The 24165-nt window shown below is 69.0% G+C and carries 22 protein-coding genes and 1 pseudogene; 11 read left to right on the top strand and 12 right to left on the bottom strand.

Annotated elements, in window-relative coordinates; translation table 11 throughout:
- Window positions 1-38: 38 nt before the first annotated feature.
- From AC0NZQ_RS21725 to AC0NZQ_RS21715, 3 genes are read left to right on the top strand one after another with little or no spacing between them, the layout of a single operon-like run.
- Complete coding sequence (locus AC0NZQ_RS21725; RefSeq protein WP_474532209.1) at window positions 39-1238, top strand: cytochrome P450; 1200 nt, start codon at window positions 39-41, stop codon at window positions 1236-1238.
- A 40-nt stretch (window positions 1239-1278) separates the two neighbouring features.
- Complete coding sequence (locus AC0NZQ_RS21720; RefSeq protein WP_474532208.1) at window positions 1279-2394, top strand: acyl-CoA dehydrogenase family protein; 1116 nt, start codon at window positions 1279-1281, stop codon at window positions 2392-2394.
- Window positions 2395-2396: 2 nt separating this feature from the next.
- Complete coding sequence (locus AC0NZQ_RS21715; RefSeq protein ID WP_474532207.1) at window positions 2397-3293, top strand: LLM class flavin-dependent oxidoreductase; 897 nt, start codon at window positions 2397-2399, stop codon at window positions 3291-3293.
- On the opposite strand, the gene AC0NZQ_RS21710 is transcribed toward AC0NZQ_RS21715, so the two are convergent.
- From AC0NZQ_RS21710 to AC0NZQ_RS21690, 5 genes are all read right to left on the bottom strand, one after another.
- Window positions 3280-4410: a winged helix DNA-binding domain-containing protein gene (locus tag AC0NZQ_RS21710; RefSeq protein WP_474532206.1), complete on the bottom strand. Its 1131-nt coding sequence runs from the start codon at window positions 4408-4410 to the stop codon at window positions 3280-3282. The two genes, AC0NZQ_RS21715 and AC0NZQ_RS21710, sit on opposite strands and share 14 nt — an antisense overlap.
- The gene (locus AC0NZQ_RS21705) at window positions 4407-5402 is read right to left on the bottom strand and encodes a helix-turn-helix transcriptional regulator (protein ID WP_474532205.1); all 996 of its coding nucleotides are present in this window, start codon (window positions 5400-5402) and stop codon (window positions 4407-4409) included. The genes AC0NZQ_RS21710 and AC0NZQ_RS21705 overlap by 4 nt, the downstream gene beginning before the upstream one ends.
- Before the next feature lie 9 nt (window positions 5403-5411).
- Window positions 5412-6620 (bottom strand): epoxide hydrolase family protein, encoded by a 1209-nt coding sequence (locus AC0NZQ_RS21700; RefSeq protein WP_474532204.1) that lies wholly within the window; start codon window positions 6618-6620, stop codon window positions 5412-5414.
- 168 nt (window positions 6621-6788) lie between these two features.
- A complete protein-coding gene (locus tag AC0NZQ_RS21695; protein ID WP_474532203.1) occupies window positions 6789-8312 on the bottom strand; it encodes an MFS transporter in 1524 nt (507 codons plus the stop codon).
- A gap of 180 nt (window positions 8313-8492) precedes the next feature.
- Window positions 8493-9743, bottom strand: coding sequence for an FAD-dependent oxidoreductase (locus AC0NZQ_RS21690; RefSeq protein WP_474532202.1), 1251 nt, complete (start codon window positions 9741-9743; stop codon window positions 8493-8495).
- 1489 nt (window positions 9744-11232) lie between these two features.
- On the opposite strand from AC0NZQ_RS21690, the gene AC0NZQ_RS21685 reads away from it, so the two are divergent.
- From AC0NZQ_RS21685 to AC0NZQ_RS21675, 3 genes are all read left to right on the top strand, one after another.
- The gene (locus AC0NZQ_RS21685; protein ID WP_474532201.1) at window positions 11233-12684 is read left to right on the top strand and encodes an alpha/beta hydrolase family protein; all 1452 of its coding nucleotides are present in this window, start codon (window positions 11233-11235) and stop codon (window positions 12682-12684) included.
- Window positions 12685-12824: 140 nt separating this feature from the next.
- Complete coding sequence (locus AC0NZQ_RS21680) at window positions 12825-13319, top strand: hypothetical protein (RefSeq protein ID WP_474532200.1); 495 nt, start codon at window positions 12825-12827, stop codon at window positions 13317-13319.
- Window positions 13307-14977 carry a DUF6119 family protein gene (locus tag AC0NZQ_RS21675; RefSeq protein WP_474532199.1) on the top strand — a complete coding sequence of 557 codons (1671 nt, stop codon included), beginning with the start codon at window positions 13307-13309 and terminating at the stop codon, window positions 14975-14977. Before AC0NZQ_RS21680 ends, AC0NZQ_RS21675 begins: the two co-directional genes overlap by 13 nt.
- A 151-nt stretch (window positions 14978-15128) precedes the next feature.
- Here AC0NZQ_RS21675 and AC0NZQ_RS21670 read toward each other — a convergent pair whose 3' ends face one another.
- Window positions 15129-15443 carry a winged helix-turn-helix transcriptional regulator gene (locus tag AC0NZQ_RS21670; protein ID WP_474532198.1) on the bottom strand — a complete coding sequence of 105 codons (315 nt, stop codon included), beginning with the start codon at window positions 15441-15443 and terminating at the stop codon, window positions 15129-15131.
- A 156-nt stretch (window positions 15444-15599) separates the two neighbouring features.
- On the opposite strand from AC0NZQ_RS21670, the pseudogene AC0NZQ_RS21665 reads away from it, so the two are divergent.
- The 4 genes and pseudogenes from AC0NZQ_RS21665 to AC0NZQ_RS21650 all read left to right on the top strand — a co-directional run.
- Window positions 15600-16568, top strand: a pseudogene (locus AC0NZQ_RS21665) (IS3 family transposase); the annotation flags it as partial.
- A gap of 84 nt (window positions 16569-16652) precedes the next feature.
- Complete coding sequence (locus tag AC0NZQ_RS21660; RefSeq protein WP_474532197.1) at window positions 16653-16967, top strand: transposase; 315 nt, start codon at window positions 16653-16655, stop codon at window positions 16965-16967.
- 38 nt (window positions 16968-17005) lie between these two features.
- Window positions 17006-17854, top strand: coding sequence for an IS3 family transposase (locus AC0NZQ_RS21655; RefSeq protein WP_474532196.1), 849 nt, complete (start codon window positions 17006-17008; stop codon window positions 17852-17854).
- Between the two features lie 137 nt (window positions 17855-17991).
- Entirely contained in the window at window positions 17992-18387 is a 396-nt protein-coding gene (locus AC0NZQ_RS21650) for an alpha/beta hydrolase (RefSeq protein ID WP_474532195.1), read from the top strand.
- A gap of 17 nt (window positions 18388-18404) precedes the next feature.
- Here AC0NZQ_RS21650 and AC0NZQ_RS21645 read toward each other — a convergent pair whose 3' ends face one another.
- Window positions 18405-18971, bottom strand: a complete 567-nt coding sequence (locus AC0NZQ_RS21645) for a LysR family transcriptional regulator substrate-binding protein (RefSeq protein ID WP_474532229.1) — start codon at window positions 18969-18971, stop codon at window positions 18405-18407.
- 109 nt (window positions 18972-19080) lie between these two features.
- Between AC0NZQ_RS21645 and AC0NZQ_RS21640 the strand changes: the two genes are divergently transcribed.
- On the top strand, window positions 19081-19242 hold the full coding sequence (locus tag AC0NZQ_RS21640) for a hypothetical protein (protein ID WP_474532194.1): 162 nt from the start codon (window positions 19081-19083) through the stop codon (window positions 19240-19242).
- Between the two features lie 131 nt (window positions 19243-19373).
- On the opposite strand, the gene AC0NZQ_RS21635 is transcribed toward AC0NZQ_RS21640, so the two are convergent.
- From AC0NZQ_RS21635 to AC0NZQ_RS21615, 5 genes are read right to left on the bottom strand one after another with little or no spacing between them, the layout of a single operon-like run.
- Window positions 19374-20582 carry an alpha/beta hydrolase family protein gene (locus tag AC0NZQ_RS21635; protein WP_474532193.1) on the bottom strand — a complete coding sequence of 403 codons (1209 nt, stop codon included), beginning with the start codon at window positions 20580-20582 and terminating at the stop codon, window positions 19374-19376.
- Window positions 20579-21052, bottom strand: coding sequence for a universal stress protein (locus AC0NZQ_RS21630; protein WP_474532192.1), 474 nt, complete (start codon window positions 21050-21052; stop codon window positions 20579-20581). Before AC0NZQ_RS21630 ends, AC0NZQ_RS21635 begins: the two co-directional genes overlap by 4 nt.
- A complete protein-coding gene (locus AC0NZQ_RS21625; protein WP_474532191.1) occupies window positions 21049-22095 on the bottom strand; it encodes a quinone oxidoreductase family protein in 1047 nt (348 codons plus the stop codon). The genes AC0NZQ_RS21630 and AC0NZQ_RS21625 overlap by 4 nt, the downstream gene beginning before the upstream one ends.
- Window positions 22092-23060 carry a VOC family protein gene (locus AC0NZQ_RS21620; protein WP_474532190.1) on the bottom strand — a complete coding sequence of 323 codons (969 nt, stop codon included), beginning with the start codon at window positions 23058-23060 and terminating at the stop codon, window positions 22092-22094. Before AC0NZQ_RS21620 ends, AC0NZQ_RS21625 begins: the two co-directional genes overlap by 4 nt.
- Window positions 23057-24004 carry a fumarylacetoacetate hydrolase family protein gene (locus tag AC0NZQ_RS21615; protein WP_474532189.1) on the bottom strand — a complete coding sequence of 316 codons (948 nt, stop codon included), beginning with the start codon at window positions 24002-24004 and terminating at the stop codon, window positions 23057-23059. Before AC0NZQ_RS21615 ends, AC0NZQ_RS21620 begins: the two co-directional genes overlap by 4 nt.
- Window positions 24005-24165: the final 161 nt, after the last annotated feature.

Genomic DNA, 24165 nt, shown 5'->3' with positions numbered 1-24165 from the left:
GTCCGCGCAGTCCCACCGTCTCGAAGGGAGCCGGTCTCATGACCGAGCAGATCGATCAGACCTTCCCGCATCCGCGGACGTGCCCGTTCGCCATGCCGACGACCTACACCGAGCTGCGCGAGGAGCCGGGTCCGGTGCAGGCTCCGATGGCCACGGGCGGCAAAGCCTGGCTTGTCACCCGGTACGACCAGGTGAAGGCCGCGCTGAACGACGACCGTCTCAGCAACAATCGCGCGCACGAGGGTTACCCGGCGCCCATCCCGATCCCGTCCGAGATCAAGCTCGGTGGGTCGTTGCTGGTGATGGATGCGCCGGTGCACGGGGCCTACCGCAAGCTGGTCGCCGGCGAATTCACCTATCACAAGGCCCGGGCGATGCGCCCCCGGATTCAAGCCATCGTGGACGGCCTCGTCGACGGCATCGAACAGGCAGGGGCCGACGGCACGCCGGTCGACGTTCACCTCGAGCTCGGGGTGAAGACGACGATGTCGGTGATCACCCAGATGCTCGGGATTTCCTTCGCCGACATCCAGTATCTGATGGAACGCACCCGCGTGATGTTCGGGGGGCAGAGCTCGGCCGAGCAGCGGCGAACCGCGGTCACCGAGATGAACGACTACTTCATCGACATCGTGAAGCGCAAGCACGCCGAACCGCAGGACGATGTCGTCAGCCGCCTGATGCAGCGGTGGCCGGAGCCGGTGGACTACCCCGAGGCGGCGAACATGACCCGCCTGCTCCTGAACGGGGGCCACGACAGCACGGCCAGCATGATCTCGCTCAGCGTGCTGACCTTGCTGCAGCACCCTGAGCAGCTGCGCCTCCTGCAGGAGAACCCGGACCTCGCGCCGTCGGCCGTCGAGGAGCTGCTGCGGTACCTCACCGTCACCGACATCACCACACCCCGGGTCTCAGTGGCGCCCGTGTCGCTGGGCGACCAGGAGATCGGCGTCGGCGAAGGCGTCTTCCCGCTCACCGGCGCGGCCAATCGTGACCCCGCGGTCTTCGACCGCCCCGAGGAGTTCGACATCACGCGCCGGCGCAGCGACCACCTCACCTTCGGACACGGCCGGCATCTCTGCCTCGGCGCCGACATCGCCCGGATCGAGCTGGAGCTGAGTCTCACCACGCTGTTCCGCCGGTTGCCGGACCTGCGCCTGGCGGTGCCCTACGAGGAGGTCCGCTTCCGCGAGGGCGGCCTGGTCTTCGGCGTCCATGAACTACCGGTCACCTGGTAACGCCCCCATACGTCATCTGCAACCGAGGAGGAACACGATCATGAGCATCACAGAGGTCGCCCACCGCCCGCTCGAGGAGCTCGACCACCTCGTCACCGTCGCCGCCGAGCAGGCCGCGCAAGCCGACCGCGATGGTGTGCTGTCCCGACGCGTCGTCGACGCGCTGGTGGCGGCCGGGGTCCCCGGCCACTTCGTACCCGCCCGGTTCGGTGGACGCGAAGGCAGTTTCACCGAGATATCCGAGACGATGATCGCCCTCGGCGAGTCGTGTGCCTCCGCGTCCTGGGTCGGCACGATGTTCGCCTACAGCGCTCGCTTCGCGACCTACCTGCCGCCGCCTGCCCAGGAGGAGATCTGGGGCGCCGACCCCCACTGCATCTGCGTCTCGGGGCTGGTACCGACCGGAACCTCGACGGCGGTGCCCGGCGGCGTGCGTCTGTCCGGTCGCTGGAACTACGTGAGCGGCGTCGAGTTCGCCGACTGGGCTGTGCTCGCCGGTCCCCAGCCCGGCCCGACCTCCCCGCTGCCGCACTTCCACGCGGTACCGCGCGAGCACCTTCAGATCGAACGGACGTGGGACACGGCCGGAATGCGCGCCACCGGCAGCCACAGCGTGACGCTGGACGACGTCTTCGTGCCCGAACACCGGATGGTGCCGCTGCCGCAGGTGATCGCCGGTCGCAACGCGACCTCCGCCGTCGTGCAGCACAATGTGCCGCTGCCCTCGGTGGGCGGGCTGACGTGCATCATCCCGGCGTTCGGGGCCGCTCGCGGCGCGCTCGCCATGACCGAGGCCGTCATGCGTGGTCGGCACGCCGCGATGGCACCTGGCGCGCAGGCGCTGTTCGACGACACCTATGCGCACGCGACCGCCGAGCTCGACTCCGTCGCGTTGATCATCGACCGTATCGCCGCCGCCCTCGATGCCGGTGAGGCGTCGGCCGTCGCGCTGCGCAACGCACGGGACGCCGGCTTCGCAGCCCAGGTCCTGCGTCGCGTCATGGACCGTGTGATGAGCGTCGGCGGCACCCAGGCGCATGACCGGCACAGTCCGTTGAACCGATGCTGGCGCGACGTGGCGACCGGGACCTCGCACGCTGCCCTGCGGTTCGAGAAGGCTGCCGGGGCCTTCACCGCTCTGGCGTTGGGGAGCTGACGATGCAGATCGGTGTCGGCCTGCCCAACTCGGTCCTCGACGGGGCCGGCGGCGACCTGCTGGCGTGGGCGCGCGCCGCCGAGGAGGCGGGGTTCGCGTCGCTGTCCATGGGTGATCGGCTCTGCTGGCCGGGGACCGAGCCGCTGCTCAGCCTCGCAGCCGTGGCCGGGGCCACCGAGCGGATCAGGCTCTCCTGCGAGGTTCTCATCGCCGCGGCGCGTGCCGACGTGGCGCTACTGGCCTCGCAGACGGCCACGCTCCAGCACGTCTCGGGCGGACGGTTCACCCTGGGTGTGGGGGCCGGTGCCCGCCGTGACGACTTCGAGGTGTCCGGTACGGCCTTCGCCGGGCGCGGCGCGAGACTCGACGGGGTACTGCAGCAGCTGCGAGCGCTCTGGGCCGAGGGCACCGTCGCCCCGGCGTTGTCCACCGCGCCGCCGATCCTTGTCGGTGGCCGAACCGACGCCACGCTCAAGCGCATGGCCCGCTGGGGTGACGGCACCGTGGTCGTGGGCCCGCCGGCCATGTTCGCGCCGCGAGCGTCGCAGGCCGCCACGGTCTGGCAGGCGGCGGGACGCGCCGGCAGGCCGCGGGTCGTGGCGCACAGCTACTACGCGCTCGGTGAGAACGCCCCGGAGTTGGCGGCCGCTCACCTGGGCGGCTATTACGCCTTCATGGGGCCGATGGCGGCGATGTTCGTGCAGAGCGCGCTGACGTCGCCGGCTGCCATCCGGGACGCGGTGTCGGCCTACGCGCAGGCCGGAGCCGACGAGCTCGTGTTCATCGCCTGCGGGAGCGACGTCGAGCAGCTGCACCTGCTCGCCGATGCCGTCGGCGAGCTCCCGCTGACGGCGGCGCGGCCCGGCGTAGCGAGGGTGCTGTCGCCTACCGGAGGCTGACGGCGACGGGTATGTCGGACGGGGCGCTGAGGAAGCGGCCGAGGGCTGATCCCTCCGCCTCGATCTCCGACCGCTGCTGCTCAGTCAGCTTTGCGGCGAAAGCCGACACGGTGATGACGGCACCACCGGAGTCCTCTCCGTAGGTCCAGGTGCCGGCCACCTGCCCGTCCAGGAGCAGGGTCGCGGCGACCATGCCCCGGTTGTTGAAGACGGCGGGGCGATGTGTCTCGTCGATGATGCGGCTGCGGTCGGCGTGCGACAGGATGACGTTGTCGAACTCGGGCAGGAAGCGGACAGGTGCCGCCACGTCCTCGTCCGGGCGTGGGGCGTCCGGAAGGTCCAGCAGCGGACGGCCGTCCTCGGCCCGGAAGGTGACCAGTCCGCTCATCGTCTCGGTCACCTCGCGCAGACGCGTCAGGCCGCACCACGCCTGGATGTCCATGACGGTGGCCGGTCCGAATGCCGCCAGATAGCGCCTGATCACGCTTTGCAGCGGACTGTCGCCACGATCAGGGGTCCGGCTGAGGGGTTCGTCGCAGGACAGGTATCGATCCGCGAGTGCGTACCGGGTCGCACCGCCGCGACCCCACACCGCGCGAGGTGGCGTCTGTACCAGCGGCAGCCGCGCCCGCGCGAGGTCTGCGAGCGCGCGGGTCGCACCGCCGCCGAAGCGGTCGGCCAGGGCGGTACCGAGCTCGGCAGGCGTCATCGCCTCCGTGCCCAGCAGGTCGCGCGCCACGTCGGCGACGACGTCGGGGTCCCGTCCCCCCGCGCTGGCGATCTGGCGCGCGGTGACGTACATGCGGTCGATGACCGGTTGGACGACCGGGCGCAGCAGGAAGCAGTCCGCTGCGGTGACCAGGTGCACGGTGCCACGCTGTAAGAGGATGCGGGTCACCGAGCGGTCGAGCAGGAGCTGAGCCAGCTCGTCGTGTCCGAAGTCCCGCAACCGCGACCACAAGCCGGCGTAGGGCGGCCACGGCGCCTGCGCCTGCATGCCGACCAGGTGCTCGATCATCTCGAACGCATCGAGGTCGGAGCGTTCGAGCAGATGCTGGCGTGCAAGCGTGGCACGCCCCAGCGCCAGCCGGGAGAGGATCTTCGTGCCCGTCGTCATGGCGCGCTCCCGCCGATCCCTGCTGCGCCGGCGTCGAATCGTTCGCTCAGCAGCCGGTGGCTGGTGGCGAGGTCCCGGCACGCGTCGGCCAGCTCCGGCGGATCGAGCACCGTGAACGGGAGGTCGAACATCGTGAGCCACGGCGCGATGTCCTCCGCCGACCGTCCCCGCAGCGTGACGATGCTGCGCGCATCGCCGTCGGCGACCACGGTGCCCCAGTCCCGAGGTGTCTTGCTGCTCACCTGCTCGGCAGGACCGTGCACCAGCACCCGTGCCGTCACCTGCGAGGTGTACGCACGGAAGCCGTCCGCGACCAGAGCGGCCGCACCGCCGGCGGGCAGCGGCCTGCGCCGGAAACGCGGTCCGGTCGGGATCTTCGGCGTCATGCGGTCCAGCCGGAAGGAGCGCCAGTCGTCCCGGCCGAGGTCGAACGCGACGAGGTACCACCGGGACTCGGCGCGGACCAGGGAGTAGGGCTCCACGTCGCGGAGGCTCTCCGAACCCTCGCGTGCGCGGTAGTCGAAGCGCAGCCGCTCGTCGCGGTGGCAAGCCAGGGCGACCGCAGTCAGCACCTCGCCGTCGACCGCCGAACGGGCCTGCCGACCCGGGACGACCTCGATCTGCAGCGCGTCGAAGCGATGCTGCAGCCGCGACGGCATCACCTGACGCAGCTTGACGAGCGCGCGCAGGGCCGCCTCGGCGATGCCGTGGACCGGCTCGGTGGTGCCGGACTGCAGTCCGACGGCGACAGCGAGGGCTTCGTCGTCGTCGAGCAGCAACGGCGGCATCTCGGCTCCGGCCCCGAGCTGGTAGCCGCCGCCGGCGCCGATGCGTCCGTTGACCGGATAGCCGAGCTCCCGCAGCCGGTCGATATCGCGGCGCAGGGTGCGCGTGGTGATGTCGAGTTCGGTGGCGAGGTCGGCACCAGCCCACTCCTTGCGCTGCTGCAGCAGCGCAAGGAGCCGGAGCAGCCGGGCGGACGTGTCGAGCATCGTGACAGCCTACGAAGCTCGTCGCTCGTCGGCGTCGTGATGACCGATCGGCTGCTCGAGGTCGTCGAAGCGGCCTGCACGGACGTCGCGGAAGAAGGATCGGACGTCCTCGACCAGCCGTTGCGGGGCCTGCAGCGAGGCGAAGTGTCCGCCGTCGGTGAATCGATTCCAGCGGACGACCCGGTTGTGCAGGCCGGCCAGCGTGCGCAGCGCACCGTCGCCGGGAAAGACGGCCACGGCGGTCGGCACCGTCGAGGCTGGCGGCTGCGCACCCCAGGCGTCGGGCATCATCTCGAGGTAGAACCGCGCAGCCGAGCCGGCGGTGCGTGTGACCCAGAAGATCGTCACGTTCGCGAGGATGTCGTCCCACGCGATCGGGTTCTGATCGCTGAGCTCGGGGTCCCAGTCGACGAACCACTCGAGGTTCCAGGCCAGCTGGCCGGTCGGTGAGTCGTTCAGGGCGTAGGCGATGGTCTGCGGGCGCGTGCTCATCTCGGTGGCGTAGCCCGAGCGTCGCTGCCAGGTTCGTGCCTGCTCCTGGCAGCGTTCGCGCTCGGCGGCCGTCAGCTTGTCCAACTCAGCCGGGTCGCGGGTGGTGGAGGCGTTGACCAGGGCGTTCACGTGGACGCCGATCACGCGCTCGGGGGCCTGGCGGCCGACCTCAGGCGAGACGAGGCTGCCCACGTCACCGCCTTGCAGGCCGAACCGGTCGTACCCGAGGCGGCTCATCAACGTCAGCCACGCACCGGCGACGCGCTTGACGCCCCAGCCGCGCTCGCGGGTCGGCCCGGAGAACGCGAAACCGGGGACCGAGGGTGCGACCACGTGGAACGCGTCCGCGGGATCACCGCCGTGCGCACGAGGATCGGTCAGTGGGCCGATGATGTCGGCGAAGTCGTGGACGGTGCTCGGCCAACCGTGGGTCAGGAGCAACGGCGTGGCGTTCGGCTCGGCAGATCGAACGTGCAGGAAATGCACCTGTTGGCCGTCGATCTCTGTCACGTACTGCGCGAAGGCGTTGAGCCGGGACTCGGTCCGCCGCCAGTCAAAGCTCTCCCGCCAGTACTCGACGAGATCGATCAGGTAGCGCCGGTTGACGCCGTAGGACCACCCGGCATCGTCGAGCTCGTCGGGCCAGCGCGTCTTGGTCAACCGGTCCCGCAGATCGATCAGCTGCGTCTCGGGGATGTCGATGCGGAACGGTCGAATCGTCGTCATGCTTTCATCCTCGGCGTTATCTAGGACGCTTTCGGTCCTCAATGAGCGGGCAGTCGACGTGACATGGCTCGCGACAGCTGGCGCTGGCGGCGACGTCACGACGCGACAGTGCGCCCCGCCCGACCCCATGAAGGGCGGACGGAGCGCACCGCTGATCAGCTGCCGCGCCTAGGTGGTGGCGTCGGCCGTGCTGCGCGACGCTGGCGAGTTGGCGCCGGCGGTCGCTCCGGTCGAGGTGCTGCCGGTCTGGCTGGATGATCCTCCCCACGAGCCGGCCGGGGCGTCCTGCTTCTTGGGCACGAAGACCCCGGCGAAGGCTCCGATCAGCGGGAGCAGGGCGCCGACGAGGTACGCGCGGTGGTATCCGTCGAAGGAGGCCGCATTCGGCAGCAGGCTCGCCGGGTAGGTGGCCAGCACGGCCGCCAGCACGCCCAGCCACAGCGCGCCGCCGACCTGGCGACTGGCGTTGAGCAGACCCGAGACCAGCCCGGCTTGGGTGAACGGCACATTGGTGGTGCCGGCGACGGTGACGGTGGCGGTGGTCAAGCCCGAGCCGGCGCCGTAGAGCATCGTCGGAACGAGCAGGTCCTTCACGAAGTCGCCGCTGTGGGGGCCGAAGGCCAACCATCCGGTCCCGATGGCGGCCAGGACGCCGCCCAGCACGAGGACTCGCCCGGCGCCGATCGCCTGGGTGAGTCGCGGGGCCACCCCCCGGGCCAGCACGAGGATCGTCACGGACATGGGCACGTAGGCCAGGCCGGTCTGCAGCGAGCTCCAGCCGTAGACGAACTGCATCTGCAGGGTGAGCAGGAACAGGACGGCCACGAGCGAGGCACTGGTCGTGAACGACACGATGCTCGCCGAGGTCACCGATCGGTTGGAGAAGATCGACAGCGGTACCAGCGGGTTCTTGGCGATCTTCCACTCGTTGAGCACGAAGTACAGCACCAGCGCCGCGCCGACGATCAGCGCGACGACGGTCTCCGGCGAGCTCCAACCCTTGCTGTTGGACTCGACGACGCCGAAGACGATGGCCATCAGGCCTCCGGTGATGGCCACCGCGCCGGAGGTGTCGATACGCCGGTCGGCGTCTTCGTTACGCGACTCCGGGATGACGGCGAAGATCAGCACCAGCAGCGCGATGCCGATGGGCACGTTGACGAGGAAGACCCACCGCCAGGAGACCCAGTGGGTCAGCACGCCGCCGAGCAGGGCGCCGACGGCCCCGCCGGCGGCGGCCACCGCGCCCCATGTGCCGAGAGCCTTCGCCTTCGCCGTCCAGTCGCTGAACGAGGTGAAGATGATGGTCAGGGTGGCCGGCGCCAGGATGGCGCCCCCGAGGCCCTGCAGGCCGCGAGCCACCAGCAGCCACTCGCCGTTGCCGGCGACCCCGGCGATGAGGCTCGTCACCGTGAACAGGATCAGCCCTGCTGCGTAGACCTTCCGCCTGCCGAACAGATCTGCCAGCCGTCCGCCGAGCAACAGGAATCCGGCGAAGACGATGGTGTAGGCGTTGATCACCCACTGCAGGGAGTCGGGGGAGAGGTCCAGGGACTTCTGGATGGGGTCGAGCGCGACGTTGACGATCGAGGCGTCGAGAACAACCATGAACTGCCCGACGCAGCAGGCGAGAAGGATCATGCCGAGTCGCGGCGCAGCTGCCGCGCCTGCTGAACCTGGGGTAGTGGTCATTGCCGTGACCTTTCGATGTGGGAGGGATCAGAGGGGATCGCTCGAGTGCGGGTCCGACCTGTGCGGATCGACATCTGTGAACCTAAAGGCCCGTTAGGTCAGTTCTGGTCCTAGTTGTCAGGCCCGCGGATTCGGCTGCGCGTGTCGCGATTGAGGGGACCGGCGGGCGGTGCGCGACGGCTAGCGGCCGGCAGCGATCCGGTGTCGCCGGAGGTTGCTCGCCGGTGTCGCGTCGGAAGCGGCGTCGGCGCTCTCCGGCCGGTCCCAGTCGATGTGGTGGTCGTGGGTCCACATGGTCTTGCCGCCGGCGCCGTTGTCGACGGCGTCGCGGAACTTCTTCGAGATGAAGTAGTCGCGGATCCGGCTCTTGACCGGGCCGAGCTGGTTGCCGTCGATGTTCTTCTTGCCCTGGGCGACGATGGCCTCGACCCGGCTGCGGCGTACCGAGACGAAGAGCGCGAATGCCTGCTCGATGCTGGGCTGGTCACGCAGGCACTTGGCCAGGATGACGGCGTCCTCCATGGCCTTCGACGCGCCCGAGCCCGAGGTCGGTGATGCCGCGTGCGCCGCGTCACCGATGATGATCATGTTGTCGCGGTACCAGTGCGGAACGCTCGGTAGGTCGCAGTTCAGGAACGGTGCCGGCGGGTCCTGGGTGGCGCGGATGATGTCGGCCACCGGCGACCTGTCCTTGCGGAACAGCTCGATCATCTCGGCCTTCCACTGATCGCCACCGACGAGCTTCGCGGGGGGTTGCTTGCTGACCGGGTTGGCGTACCAGCGCAGGTCGCCGTCCGGCGCCTGCGTGTACATGAAGAAGCACTGGCGTCCGAAGAACATCCGGATCACGCCGGGATCCGCGGTGAGGTCGTACTTGCGGACGCGGCCCCATGCGTTCAGCACCCCGGTGTACCGGGGCGGCGGGGCGTCGGGATCGATGATGGTTCGGGTCTGCGAGTGCAGTCCGTCGGCACCGACGAGCAGAGCGCCGTGCGTGGTGCTGCCGTCGTCGAATGTCGCCTCGACGCCGCCGTCGTGCGGGCGGGCCGCGACCAGGCGCTTGCGGTAGTGCAGCGGAATCCCGCGCCGCTGGGCCTCGTCGCGCAAGGCGACGTAGAGCGCGGAGCGATCCACCGTGACATTCCCGGCGCCGCCGTCGGGGTCGAAGGGGATGTCCGGGCTCAGCCGGGAGCCGTTGTGGCGGTAGAAGGCCATGCCGGGTGTGTGGAAGCCGACGGAGCGGCACAGGTCGTCGAGGTCGAGGCAGGCCAGAGCGTCCAGCCCGCTGGGCGAGATGTTCATGAACGCGCCGACGCCCTCGGCAGTCCGGTCGAAGGCCTCGTACACGGCCGGCTGGTAACCAGCCTTCTGCAGTGCCATCGCGGTCACCGGCCCGGCAATGCCGCCGCCGATCACGATCACTCGATTCATGTCAGTCTCCTCAGGTTGGGTCAGGTGCCGGTGGTCGATGGACGATGGCGCGCGTCGCTAGACGGCCGATCCAGAACGCCCGGAGAGTCAGGGACTCCAAGTGCCCCCACGATGCGGCGGAGGTGGCGTTCCTCCCGGGCGAGTCGACGGGTCAGCCGCTCCGGGTGCCCGTTGAGCTCGATGCCGTTGTGCCTCGGCACGGAGGACCAGCGCGGCTGTTCCTCCCGTGCCGGACGCGGCCAGTGCGGGACCGGAATCGGCGCCCCGCTGCAGATGCCGAGGCCGATGAGCCCGTCGGCGACGAAACGCAGGCCGAGCCGGCCGAGTCGGCGCCAGGCCGCCCGACGTCGCATGGGCGGTGTTCTCATCGCATGCTCCTCGACCGTTCGACGCTGTCGCGAGCACGATGTCGGCAGGGGTTCGGGCGCCCATCCAGCCGCGGTCGAGGCTCAGCAGGAAACAAGCGGCACCGGGTCCGAGCGCGCGGGCGGGATGTGCCGTCCATGGCGTCGGGGAGAGAGCCGGCGAGACTGTGGAAAGGGCGGGCCGTCTGCCAGGTCGGCGCGATTGACGCACTCGCAGAAGGTCGGCGTCCGCAGTGTTCGACCCCTTGCCTGGCCCTGCCAGTTACGGGCAGCCGAGTCGACGAAGCGACGTTAACATTGTCAATTCATGTCGGAGTCGTGGTCATCGGGTCGCGATTGTCGGATAGTGGCGAGTTGCCCTTTGCAAAACGTCGAGGCATGCGCTTGACTGCGCCTCGCGTCGGATCGCGAACGCATGAACGCTTGTGAATGAGCGTGAACCTTTGCCATGGGCTCAGCGTCAGGCGGGATTTCTTGCGGCTAGCGTGCTTCAGGGGGCATAACCATGACATCTCACATGCATCGGTTGACTGGTATCTCACTCTCGCGATTCTCGTGCTGATCTCGATAACGGCGGCTAAAGTGCGCACTGCACCTTCGGCGCTGGCGGCCTACAGCTTCTCCAGCGACCAGATCGTCGCGACGGCGCATTCATATCCGGACGGGTACAGAGGCGGCCAATGCAAGGTCTGGGCCCAGAACGTCGTCAAAGGGGTCCTGGCAGGGAACGGCATTCGTGCACGCGTCGGTGGCTACGGCAGCCCTGGCGGCGCCTACTTCGGTGCCTACGCCAACGCCGGCGGGGACCTGGTAAGCGCTGATGGCCCACGCCCCGACCGACCCGGTCTGGATCGCCGAACAGGTGCCCGTCGTCGACGGATGGGAAGCCCACTTGTCCGTGCTCGACCGTCTCAACCGGTACCGGCTCACCGCATGAGAGCCGATCTCTATCTGCGCACCACAGCCCGCCCCAATCCGCGCCCAGTTGTGCGCCCAGTTGTTCTTCCGGTGCCGCAGATCGCCCCGCCACAGCTCGCCCTGCCCCAGCTCGCCCCGCCGCGTGGCAGGGACGTCCGGGTGCGTTACGTCGATGTCGGCGCTGAGCACGCGCTGAAGGTGCTGGCATGAGCCGGCCCGCCTCGGAGGAGGAGTGGTTCGAGGTGGCGCGGTCACCGGAAAGCGTGACCAGCTCGAGGGAGAGCGAGCCGACCAACGTGTGCCGGGTCGCGGCCCTGTCCACCATGTGGCGAACCTCCAGCGCTCGGTTAGGTCCTTTCGCCTCGGTGCTCACCGAACTCGGCTTCTCGCCTCAGGTCATCGCAGCCGACCGGCCCCAGTCACAGGTCGACCCGTTCCGCCGCGATCCGGACAACCCGCTGACCCCGGGCCGTGATCTCCACCGGGCGCGGCTGGAACGGTGGCTGCGACTGAACGAGACCGCGCAGCCGCGCGACATGGTCGCCTTCCTACTCGCCGTGCTCGGCAGCGCCGCCGAGCGAGAATCGGCAGCATCGGCATGCGCGTTGTGGCAGGCCGTCGCGCCCCGCCTGGCCGACCCTGACGGCACTGGCGCCGATCGTTGGTGGCGTCATCTACGCCTGATCGGTCTCTGGGACGACGCCACACTTTTGGCGGAGGTGATGCCGTTCCCGCCCCTTGGCGCCGAGGACCTCGACATCGCTGACCTTGACGACATCGGCGACGACGACATCGGCGATGAGGACATCGACACCAACGGGGCGGGCCGGGGCGGGCTCGACGGTCCCGATGGGCTCGGGCGGCGCGGTCGACGCGGAGGCGACGCTGACCTGCGCTGGGATCCTCGGCAGTGGCAGAGCCTGTTCTCGACCGCGACGGAGTTCATGGACGACGACCTCGACAGCGCCTACCTCATCGGTCTACTTGCCCGGTGGCGGCTGGGCCGGGCCCTGCGCTCGGAGGATCCGATCGTGCGGCAGTTGGCTGCTGCAGCGTTTTTTCCCGCCGGCGGCGGCCAACCGGAGCCGCCTGTTGCGCCACGATCGACTGTGCCAGGTGCACTGGTCGTGTCGACGATGATTCACGGCACCTGGGGGTGGAAGGGATCGTGGTGGCGGCCGGGCAGCGGCTTCCACGACCACATCCTCCGAACCCACCGGCCGAATCTGTTCAGCCGCGGCGCCCGCTACAGCTGGAGCGGCGCTCTCAGCGACCGGCAACGGGCCCTGGCCGCGCAGGACTTCTTTGACTGGAGCTACGACATCGCACCGCACGGCGTGCAGACCCTCTTCGCCCACAGCTACGGCGGTGAGGTCGCCGCCCGCGCAATCGCACGCGGGGCGAACGTCCATGAACTGGTGCTGCTCAGCGCCCCGATCACCGGCCACATCGCGCGCGTACTGCACAACCCCGTCCGAATCGTCGACGTCCGGCTCCGCTTCGACCCTGTCCTGTGGCTGGCAGGCACCTACCAAAGCGTCCCGGCCCACCCTCACGTCACTGCCGACGTCTACAGCCGCTGGAACCTCGATCACGGCGCGACCCACGACGAGCGAGCATGGCAACGCGAAGACGTCGCACGCCGTGGCGGGCTGTGACCACAATGCCGCCAGCACCACCGCTGACGCCCCCCTCGATGTCTGCCGGCTATCCGACGTGGGCCTATTTCCCGCGTCAGCACATCCCGGCCCCACGGGTAGGGCCGTTCCTGAGCGCCATCGACTCTCACCGTGGTGCGTTGGACTCCCTCACCCACCCGGTGCTGGTCAGCGACGCCGTCGTCGCGGTCGTGCGCAACACCCTGGTCGGGCAGGGATGGCTCATCGAGGCCGGGAAGAAGCGTGACATCGACAAGATCCACCGGGCGGTGCTGTTCGGAGACAACAGCTCGGTTCGGGTGCGGCAGGAGATCGACGGCTGGTACCCCGAGCATCGGGTCGTGCTGGAGATCGAGTCCGCGCGGGCGGTGCGCGGCAACGCGATCTACCGAGATCTGGTCCGCGCCGCCATCATCGCCGACGCCGACTATCTCGCCCTGGGCGTGCGCACCCACTACCGCTACGGCAGCGACGCCACGACCCGCAACGACTTCGCCTACACCCGCGACACCCTCGACGCGGTCTACGCCTCCGGGCGGCTGGCCTGCCATTTCGCGGCGTCCTGCTCTTCGGCTGGCAGCACACCCGAGCCCACCATGACTCATTGTTGCGGAGGAACGTCATGCCGGCACTGACCTGCTACCGCATCCGCCCGTTCATCGACGGCGTCGCGGTGACCGACTTCGACACGCTGTTGGCCGAGGACACGGCCGGCCGGGTGATCCGCTCGCAGGTGCTCAGGCGTCCCGGCTTCACGGCAGTCGCTTACTCGGCACCGACCCAGACCCACGTGCCGGCCTGGGTGCCGTTCCTGCAGCGGGGCTTCGCTGATCTTGCCCTTGGCCGAAGCGGGTCACCGTCGGCGCTGCTGGTGGTCCGCATCCGCGAGCCGCGCCATCGGCGGCGGTCGGTGCTGTTCGCCTTCGCCTTCGGCCCGATGGGTCGCCACCTCCTTCGCCCCGACGCCTTTGAGCGCGGCTACGGGCTACGGGCCTCGCTCAACCTGATGTATCCGCGCGGCGCCACTGACACAGCCCGGCTGCGTGCGGTGGACAGCAAACGCCGTGGACCTACGATTCTGCGGTCCCGGGACCAGGCCAGTGACCTGGCTGAGTTCGAGGTCTTCGACGTCAACCGGCTGCGCGATGTCGTCAGCAAGGCCCACGGTCTGCCGGCAGACCACGCGTCGTGGGGACGCAGAATCGGCGGGGGAGACTCACTGTCGCTGTCTGCGGACGTGTCCATCGACGAGATCGGTCGACTGTGCCGCGACATCGAGCTAGCCAGCCGCCGCATCGACTACACCGACCGTTTCAGCTGGATCGACGATCTGAAACCGGTGACTGATCCGCAGGTCCGCGCCGAACTCGAGCGCGCGATCCTCGAGGACCTTCGAGCTTGCGACACCACCCGCACCAGCCTGGCAGCCCCCGAGGTCATCGATTGGGACCGGGTTGCCGGGTTTCGGTTCCCGTTCGACCGCCCCCAAGGCCGAGCGCACGCACCGGTCCTTCACCACGATCTGCGGCTGACTGACTACCTGAGCGGACTCTTTCGATCCAGTTTCGACCCCGACGAACTCGACATTGACTCACTGCGCCGACGCAAGATCCAGGCCCTCGACGAGGACGGGGACGTCGTGCAGCAGTGGAGCACCTGGAAATGTCTGGTCGCCGAGATCTCCCACAACTCCAACACCTACGTCTTGGACGAAGGCGAGTTCTGGCTCGTCAGCGCCGACTACATCACCCAGCTCGACACCGACATCCGCGCTATCCCGGCCTCGACGAAAAGCCTCCCGCCGACCACCCCCAACACGATCGAGAGAACCTACAACGAGGACGCCGCCCGCTTAGATCCGACACTGCTGCTGCTGGACCGGCAGACGGTACGAACCACCAGCAAGACAACACCAATCGAGATCTGTGACCTGCTCAGCACCGACCGCCAGCTCATCCACGTCAAACGCCATCTCGGATCCAGCAACTTGAGCCATCTGTTCAGCCAGGGACTGGTGTCAGCGGAGTTGCTGCAGTCCAACGCAGAGTTCCGTCTGGCCGCCAAGAACAAGATCGACGAAGTGTGCGCCGGCCGAACCGGATTCGACTTCTTCTCCAGCCAAGCCATCGAAACATCGAAGTTCGAAGTCGCCTACGCGATTGCCGAACGCTGGAACGGTCGCGAACTCGTCACCGCGCTGCCCTTCTTCAGCAAGGTCAACTTGCGCGACATCGCAGCCAACCTGCAGTCACGGGGATTCCGTGTCACCCTCAGCAAGATCGACGCGGGCTAAAAGGGCTGCAGACCCTTGGCCCGGTCGGGCTGCAAGCCTGGCTGGCTTCGGACCCGCGGCGCTGAGCGCGCCCATCACCCCATCTGACGGCGCAAGGGTCTGGCTCGCACACGCGCACACAAGCGCAGCGCACCCCTGGCCCCGGCTCGTATCAGGTCGAGACTTGATTGCTCCACGCCCGTAGAGCTCGTAGCCCGGTCCTCACCAGTTCGGCGTCGACAAGGGCGTACGTGATCACGGACGGCCTGGCGGTTCGCACCTCGCGACGCTCCACGCCGGCCTCTTCCAACTCGTTGAGCAGCCGTTTGGTCAGCCCCGGCACGCCGTCGACGATCTCGCCGAAGCGCATCGGCTCATCGCCGGCCAGCAGGACCTCATCGCAGGCCAGCAGGACCTCGACTATGAGCGCCGCCCACCTGCGCCCGACCACGAGGTCGAACGGGTCTGTCCGGCTCCTGGCGGTCATCAGACCCCGGACCATCCGCACGCATGCAGTGCAGGTGGTCCGACTGCGCGGGCGTAGACGGGTCTGCTGCACGAACGGGTGACAGTTTGACCTGACCCACCGGAAACGTTCCAGTTCTGCTGGCTAAGTGGCTGCCTCATCGAGAGGCTGAACATCGTGCCCCGTGCCTATCCCGCTGAGTTCCGTGCCCGGGCTGTTGCCCTGGTCCGGGCCGGCAAGGAACAGAAGCAGACCGCGACCGAGCTGGGCATCCATCCGGTCACGCTGTCGACGTGGGTCAAGCAAGATCGCGTTGACCGCGGCGAGATCCCCGGTCTCAGCTCCACCGAGTCCGCGGAGCTGCGCGCGGCGCGGCGACGTATCCGAGAGCTTGAGGCCGAACTGGTGATCATCCGGCAGGCGGCGAAGTTCCTCGGGGAGGACCGGCCCCGCCCAAAAGGCTCTTCGGAGGTGATCGAGCGTCTCGCTGACGCCGGGGTTCCCGTCGACCGTGCCTGCCGGGTGCTCGGGGTCAACCGGCAGAACTACTACCTCGCCAAACGCGCACCGATCACGAAGACGCAGCTGCGGCGGCAGTGGTTGACCGGGCTGATCCGCGAGGTGCACGTCGCCTCGCGTGGCACCTACGGCTACCGCCGCGTCCATGCCGAGCTGACGATGGGCATGGGCGTCACCGTCTGCGAACGCACGGTGTCGGTGCTCATGACCGAGGCCGGGTTGTACGGGCTGCCCGGCCCAACGCGAGTCAAGCGGCTCCGAGGCGTCGTCACCGCCGACGATCTGGTCAACCGCAAGTTCCATCGACTACGACCCAACGAGCTATGGGTCACCGACATTACGCAACACAGAACGAGAGAAGGGTGGCTCTACTGCGCGGCAGTGCTGGATGCGTTCAGCCGCCGCATCGTCGGTTGGTCGATCGACTCGAAACAAGACGCGACCCTCGTGGTCAACGCCCTCGACATGGCCATCCGCAACCGGCGGCCAGAGCCTGGCGGAATAGTCCACGCGGACCACGGCAGTCAATTCACGTCGTGGGTGTTCGGGGAGAAGATCCGCTCCGCTGGCCTGCTCCCTAGCTTCGGGACCGTCGGCGACGGCCTGGACAACGCGATGATGGAAAGTGACGCGGACCCCGGTAGCTCGTTGACGGTTTCTCTCGGCGATGGCTTGAGAGAATGGTCGCTCTGATCACCCCGAGGAGGGTGGATGAGCGAGAAGCGGAAGTACCGGACGTTCACGCCGGAGCAGAAGACCGAGATCGTGCTGGCCGGCCTGCGCGGTGATCGTTCGGTTCGCGATGTGTGTCGCGAGTACGAGATCAGCGAGGCGCTGTTCTACCAGTGGCGCGACCGGCTGCTGGAAGGCGGCAAGGCCGCCCTGGCCACGTCGCGGGACAAGAAGCCGCCGGAGGCGGCGGAGCTGGCTGAGGCGAAGAAGAAGATCGCCAGCCTGGAGCGTGCGCTCGGGCGCAAGACCTATGAGTTGGAGATCGCGGGGGAACTCTCGCGGGACTGGACGTGAGCACCCGGGTGTCCAGGTGCCAGTTCAGGGCCCGCGCCGTGATCGCCACCGGGCGCAAACCCGCCGTCGTCGCCCGCGTCGCCGGCATCTCACGCCAGTCGGTCTATCGCCCGATCAGCCGCCGCCCTGCCGCGGCCGGTCCGGGTGATGGCCGTCGTGGCCGGCCGGGTGATGAATCAATCGTCGAGGTGGCGAAGGCGAACCCGACCGACGGCACCCGCATGGTCGCAGCACTTGCCTCCCGCGAGCTGGGCGAGGCGGTGAACCGCAAACGGGTGCAGCGGGTCATGCGTGAGCACCGACTGCTGCAGCGCACCCGCAATACCGATCGCCGTCGCCGACCGGGGTTCTTTCGGGTCACCCGCCCCGACGAGCTCTGGCACATCGACATGACCAAGGTCTGGACCGCAGCCCACGGCTGGGTCTATCTGCACGTCGCCGTCGACTGCTGCACCCGAGAGGTCACCTGCTGGCGCGTCGACCTGCGCACCCGCACAGAAGAGGCGATCGCCTGCGTCGAGGCCGGTCTCATCGCCCGCGCCGTCCCACCCGGCCGACTCACCCTCGGCTCGGACAACGGCAGCCAGTTCACCGCCCGCGACTTCCGCACGCACCTCTCGGCGCGCGGCGTCACCCACCGCCGCGGCGGCTACCGCGACCCCGAATCCCAGGCCTTCATCGAGTCCTGGTTCGGACAATTCAAGAAACGCTGCGCCTGGCGCGCGGAGTGGGAGACCATCGAGCAGGCCCGGACCGAGATCGGCGACTACATCCAGACCTACCACCACCGACCCCACTCCGGGATCGGCTACCGCACCCCAACCGAAGTCGCCGCCACCTGGCGACCCAACCCCGAACCCGAGAACCTACAAACCCTGGCGACCTGAACCGACAACGACGACAGGGTCCACGTCAGCCGCTGCTCGCCCGAGCCATCCTTGACGCCCGTCGCGGTGACGCATCCGCCTTCACCCGCCCGCAGGACAAGACGCTCAACCGCGTCGAAGTGCTGACCCACGCGTGCGTGGACAACCCCGTGCGCGTCACGTCGTTCGGCGAACTGACCGCGCTGCGACGGATGGTCACCGAGCTCTCTGCACACCTGTACGGGGCCACGCAGGCCTGGGAATCCGTCGCCGGCTGCGTCGGCTGGCCCGTCCCGCCGCGCGCGGCCGCGGCGACCCCAGTGCGCACCGTCCCCGGCGTCGCGCCTGCGCTGATTATGCAGTCCAGCCACCAGTCCAGCTCGGCCTACTCGTGGGGGTTCGGCCTCGCCGCCCAACTGCCCGGCAGCGTCGTCCTGACCCGGCGCGGTGACGACTACTCCATGTTCCTGTTCTCGCCCTGCGTGCAGGAGCATCTCGTCGACTACCTAAGCACCAGGGCGCTCCCCGCCCCCGGCATGGTCTGCACCACGTGACCGACCCGGCCCGTCACCTACCTCTGAACGGCTTCCGCGAGAAACGTCCGTGCGGTGGGGGTGACGGGCCGGGTGCCGGGAACGGCCAGGCAGATGCGGTAGCCGGGGGGTCGGCCGCTCACCCGGAGGTAGGTCAGGTCCGTGGCGGTGTCGCGCATGATGGACGGCACGAAGGCGACCCCCACACCGAGCCTGACCAGGTGCAGGATGGACGACACGTCGTTCATCTCGACCGCCGGCTCGCGCGCGGCGACGCCGGCACCGGCGAAGGCGTTGTCGACGGCTGTGCGCACACCCCATCCGCGAGGAAAGTCGATCAGGGCCTCGTCGACGAGATCGAGCATCGACACCCCGGCTGCCCGGGTCAGCGGGTGCCCGTCCGGGCAGGCGAGCAACAGGTCCTCGGCGTGCAACGCGTACTGCGTGACACCGGCGACCGCGCCCGAGGAGATGACGACGGCGGCGTCGAGGGCGCCGTCGCGCACGCGAGAGGTGTGATCGGCGGAGCCCTCGGCCCGGGGTCCGGTCAGGCGAAGATCCACGGCGGGATGCGCGGCTCGGAACCGGGCGAGCGCATCCCAGATTTGCGGCGGCGTCAGGCCCTAGAGGATGCCCAGGCGCAAGGTGCCTCGCCCCCCGCGACCTCGCCCACGGCTTGCTTCGCCCGTTGCATCGCTTGGAGGGCGCCTCGAGGTGTTCGGTTCCGATTGCCTGGTCTACGGCAGCGACTACTGCTGGACCCCGGTCGACGCTACCGCGCAGCAGGTGGCGTCCGTGGACGCCGCGCGACAACCGGACGACGACACCTGGCGCGGGCTCACCACCCGCAACGCGACCAGGTTGTTTGCGCGGTAGTGAGAAAAGTCGGCGTCCCGTTACCGCAGCCGCGCCACGGCATCGGAACTCACGCGGCGGCCCTGTTCCCGGACGTCGGGTACTGCCTGATGTGACACAGGTTTCTATCCGAGTGGGAGCAGAGGCGAAGGTCAATCGGTGTGCACGTGGCCGGTGCGGTCAACTGTGCGCAGCGGAGGTAAATCGGGAGCCGCGGTGAGCGCGGTTGCGGCGAGCCAGTCGCTCATCTCGTTCTGCCACGGCGGGCCTTGCACGGTCGAGGCGCTGCCGCCCATGTCGTGACGTGCTCCCTCGTAACGCAGTACGGTGCTGGCGGCTGGGGCGACAGCGGCCAACTCGTCGACCCAGTGGGTCGGCGAGAGCTCGTCGCCTCCGCCGCACACGATCAGCCAGGGCAGATTGAGGTTGCCCGCGACGGGCCGCAGGTCGTACCCGGCACGGAATTTGTCGAAGGCGACGTCGTCGTCGACGCCCGCCATCCACATGTGCCGCTCGCGGTAGGACGGAGCCGCCTCCTCGAAGATGGCGCGCGCGCCCGGTTCGAACACCGGCAGCGCCACGGCGAGGCCGGCGAACAAGCCGGGCGCGTGTGCTGCCATGAACGTGGCGAAGAAGGAGCCGAAGCTCGTGCCGGTGACCACGATGCGGGACATGTCTACATCGCCGCGCGCGCGTAGGCATTCGACCAGTGCCGGGCCGAGGTCGGCCCAGGCCTGCGGGGTCGTGTGGATTCCGCGGATGGCCGCCTCGTGCTGGCCGGGGCCGTCGACGGCCAGCACGGCGACGCCGCGCGAGATCAACGGGTCCGCCACCCGGCTCACCAGCGTCACTCGCCCCGCGTCCATGCCGGGAATTGCGATCACGACGGGCGGAAGGACGGCACCGCGTGGCAGGTGCAGGTGTGCCGGGAGCGCGCCGGCCGGGCTGGGGATGTCGAGCGACAGAACGTCATGGTCGGCCGTGGTCGCCCAGGTGTCGTAGGAATTGTTCTTGTGACGGTCGAGGTCGCGCAGCGCGTCGTCGGTGTGCCAGCAGGGCCACTCGGCCATCTCCCACAGCATGGCGGCGGCGAAGCGGTGCGCGCCCGCTGTCGCGACGCGATCCGCGCTGGCCGCGATATCGGCGAGCCGATCGCGGTGGGCGGCTCGGGCGGCGACCAGTGGGGTGAAGTCGGCCAGCGAATGGATGCCGCCGAGCAGAACGGCGCGATCGGCTGCGACGTAGGGGTCGTTGACGGGGCCGAGGTAATACCCCAGGCGGTGCTGGTCGAATTCCATCCCCGAGGTGGTGATGGCCTGGTCGATGAGCCACCGCTGCTCGGTCCAGCGACGCGAGGTCATCGATCTACCTCCGGTTCCGGAACAACGAGCACGGGACAGGTTGCGTGGCCGAGAACGTGATGCGAGGTGCTGCCCAGCAGCTCCGAGCGCAGCCGTCCGCGGCCGCGTGAGCCCAGCAGGATGGTGTCGACCTGCAGCTCACGTGCGGTCTCGACGACGGTCCGCCACACCGCGTCACCGCAGCGCGCGACGCGGGCCTCGGCCCGAAGCCCGTTCTCGACCGCATGCCGAACTCCCTCCGCGGCGGTATGCCGCGCTGCGGCTTCCTCCTCGATGTCGAACTCGGCCGATACTGTCGCCGCGGCGATGTTGCCGAACGCGGCGACCCTGCGCAGCTGCAGATCGAGCGGCTCCCACACGGTCAGCACGACTACGGAGGTCGGGCGCAGCAGGTCCATGCCGTGTCGCATCGCGTTGCGGGAGCCTGCAGAACCGTCGTCGCAGGCAAGCACGACACCGCCGGCGCTCACGGGACCTCCAGCACGCTCTGGCCACCGGCGGTGCCGGCCTCGACCCGTCGGTGGGCGAGCGCGACGTGGGTCCAGGACAGCGGATGGACGTGCGACGGTGGCGGGCGGAACCCGCGTGCCACGTCGCGCCACAGGCCGGCGATCTGCTCACGATTGCCGGTGCGAACGCCGATGAGTGACTGCGAGTGGAGGTATAACGGGAGCAGCCGGATAGGCAGCGGCTCGTGCTGGACCGCGCCGGACACGATGATCCGTCCCATGGCGGCGAGCACGGGCTGGTAGGCGGCGAACACCGAGGGCAGACCCAGGTTGTCGACGACGCAGTCGATCCCCGAGCCCCCCGTGGCGGCGTCGAGCCGGTCGGTGAGATCCGCCGGGTCGCCGTCCAGCGCTGCGTGCAGGGGCAGCCCGTCCAGGCAGTCGGGGTGCGCGGAGAGGCGGTCGACGCCGATGACCCGCGCCCCTCGGAACGCGGCGAGCGCGGCCGCGGTCGAGCCGAGTGATCCTCCGGCGCCGATGACGAGCACGGTCGAGTCGGGACCGACGGCGCCGGCGTCGAGTTGGGCCCGCGCGACCCCGCCGTTCGCGGCGAGGGCAGCCGCGTCGGTCAGGGGCACCTCGTCGGGTAAAGGCTGCACATTCGCCAGCGGCACCGTGACGTATTCGGCGTAGCTCCCGTGCCGATGAACGCCGACGAGGCGGAACTGCGCACAGGCCTCCTCGCGGTCGACCTCGCAGGCACGACACCGGCCGCAGGACAGTACGGCCGAGACAGCGACGCGGCCACCCACGATGTCTTCATCGACGCCGACGCCGACCGAGTCGACGACTCCCGCGCACTCGGTGCCGAGCACGTGCGGGAAGCCGGGGACCTGGGACGCGAAGGGCGGGCGGCCGGCGCGCGTGGCGACGTCCTTGGTGCTTGCTACGGCGATCGCCTTGACGCGGACGCGCACCTCACCAGGGCGGGGCACGGTGTCGGGCACTTCATCGAAGCCCAGTACGTCCGGCGAGCCGAACTCGGGCAGGACGATCGCCTTCATGACGCAACCCCCGGCACCGACGTCCCCTGGGCCGACGCGAGGGAGACCGCCGGCCTGGGAACTGACGCCGGCGGGTTGCTCATCGCCGCGAGCACCGTGGGGTTGATGCCGCCGCTGGTTCCCCACACGTCGGCGTTGCCCTGATTCCGGACCCAGGAGTGTGCCTGCCAGTCGTGATCGAGCACGATGAGGTCGGCGGTGTACTCGATGACGTTCCCGACCGGGTCGACGAAGTAGCAAAAGACATTGCCGCCGGGCCCGTGGCGGCCGGGGCCCCACACGGTGTCGTAGCCGTTGCGACGCATCCGTCCGAGCGCCCGCATCACTTCGTCGATCGAGGCCACCTCAAACGCTACGTGGTTCAGTGAGACCCATTCGCCCGGGGCGAGCACGACGCAGTGGTGCAGGTCGTTGCACGAGAGGAACACCATCTGGTCGTTCTCGTACCTGTCGCTGACGCGGAAGCCGAGGACCTCGGTGTAGAACTCCTCGCTCGCCTTCAGCGCGGTCGAGTTCAGGACGATGTGTGAGAGCCGATCGGGTCCGAACGTTCGTTCGGCCGGGATGGCGTGTTCGACGACATCGGCGCTGATCTCGACGCGACGGCCCTCGGGATCGCGCAACACGGTGGCGTAGCCGCCGCCGGGCTGGTCGCTCGAGCCGGGTTGGCGTTCCACGGTGACGCCCGCGGCCGCGGCCCGGGCGGCAATGCCGTCGACGGCCGCCCGCGAGTCGGCACCGAGCGTGATCCGCTCCAGCGAATGGCCGTCACCGGGCACCAGGGAAAACACGTGGTGTTCGGGGCTGCGCGCACGTAGGTGCAGCGAACCGTCGGAGGTGGACTCGACGGGGTCCAGCCCCCAGGTGTCGGTGTAGAAGTCGAGCAGGTCGGTGGGGTTCTGCGCCGAGATGGCGATGCTGCGCAGGTGTGTGACGCCGGCCCCGCTCGCTGGTCTGATGGTCACTGTCCTTCTCCGTTCCCGACGCGGCGTGCGTCGTGGCGTGGTGGGGTGTCGTGGCGTGGTGGGGTGTCATGGCGTAGGTGGATGCGGTTGTGCAGTCGTCCGATGCCGTCGATCTCGACTGACACCTCGTCGCCAGGGCGCAGGAATTCGTTGTGGCCGGCACCGACGCCGGCGGGCGTGCCGGTCACGATCACGTCGCCTGCCTCGAGGGTCAGCAACCGGCTGGCGGCGGCGACGAGGTGCGCGACGTCCAGCACCATGTCGGCGGTGCAGCCGTCCTGCTTCAGGAGGCCGTTCACCCGGGTCCGTATGCGTAGACGCCTGGGGTCGGAGACGAGCCAGTGCGGCCGCAGTCCCGGGCCGAGCGGTAGCGACGAGTCGGCGGCTTTCGACGCCACCCAGTCCCATGCGAGCGGCGCCGGTGAGGCGCTGCGACGGTGGGGGCCGCGCAAGGAGATGTCGTTGGCGACGGTGTAACCGGCGATGTGATCGCTCGCCTCGGCTGGGGTGAGGTCGCGGCCTCCGGTGGCCAGGACGACGGCGAGCTCGCCCTCCCAATCCACCCGATCGGCGCGCCAGGTCGGATTGACGATCACCGGGTCATAGGGGCCGATCACGGTGGTAGTCGGCGGCTTGAGGAAAAAGAAGCCACCCCAGTCGTCGCCGAGACCGCTCTCGCCCATCTCAGTGAGGTGGTCGGCGAAATTGGGACCCGAGCACATCACCTTGCGCGGCCACCGCAGCAGTGTGCCGATGCGCCCGTCGAGCAGCCGGCCCTCACCCGGACGCAGGTCGCGCAGTTCGGGTTCCAGGGCTGCCCACTGTGTGACCACCTCGGACACCGAAGCGAACCCGTCCAGGAACGCCGGAACGCGGAACTCTCCGGGCGCGTCACCGCCCGTGGCGACGGCGACCTGGCTGCCGCTCGCGACGTCGACCGTCACCAGCGTCCACGCGTCCGTTCGCGTCATGTGCTGATGCGGCTGGGACCGCGGTGACTGCGGCTGCCCGTGCATGGTGGCCCCCCTCGGCGGATGCGGTTGCTCGGCAGTTCTCACTTTTCGCGGAGCAATTGATTTAGTCCAACGATGAATTTCGATGTTTG

The sequence above is a fragment of the Jatrophihabitans sp. sgz311053 genome, assembly GCF_056135305.1.
Note: the sequence above shows the minus strand (reverse complement) of the source record. Positions and strands in the feature narration are given on the sequence as shown.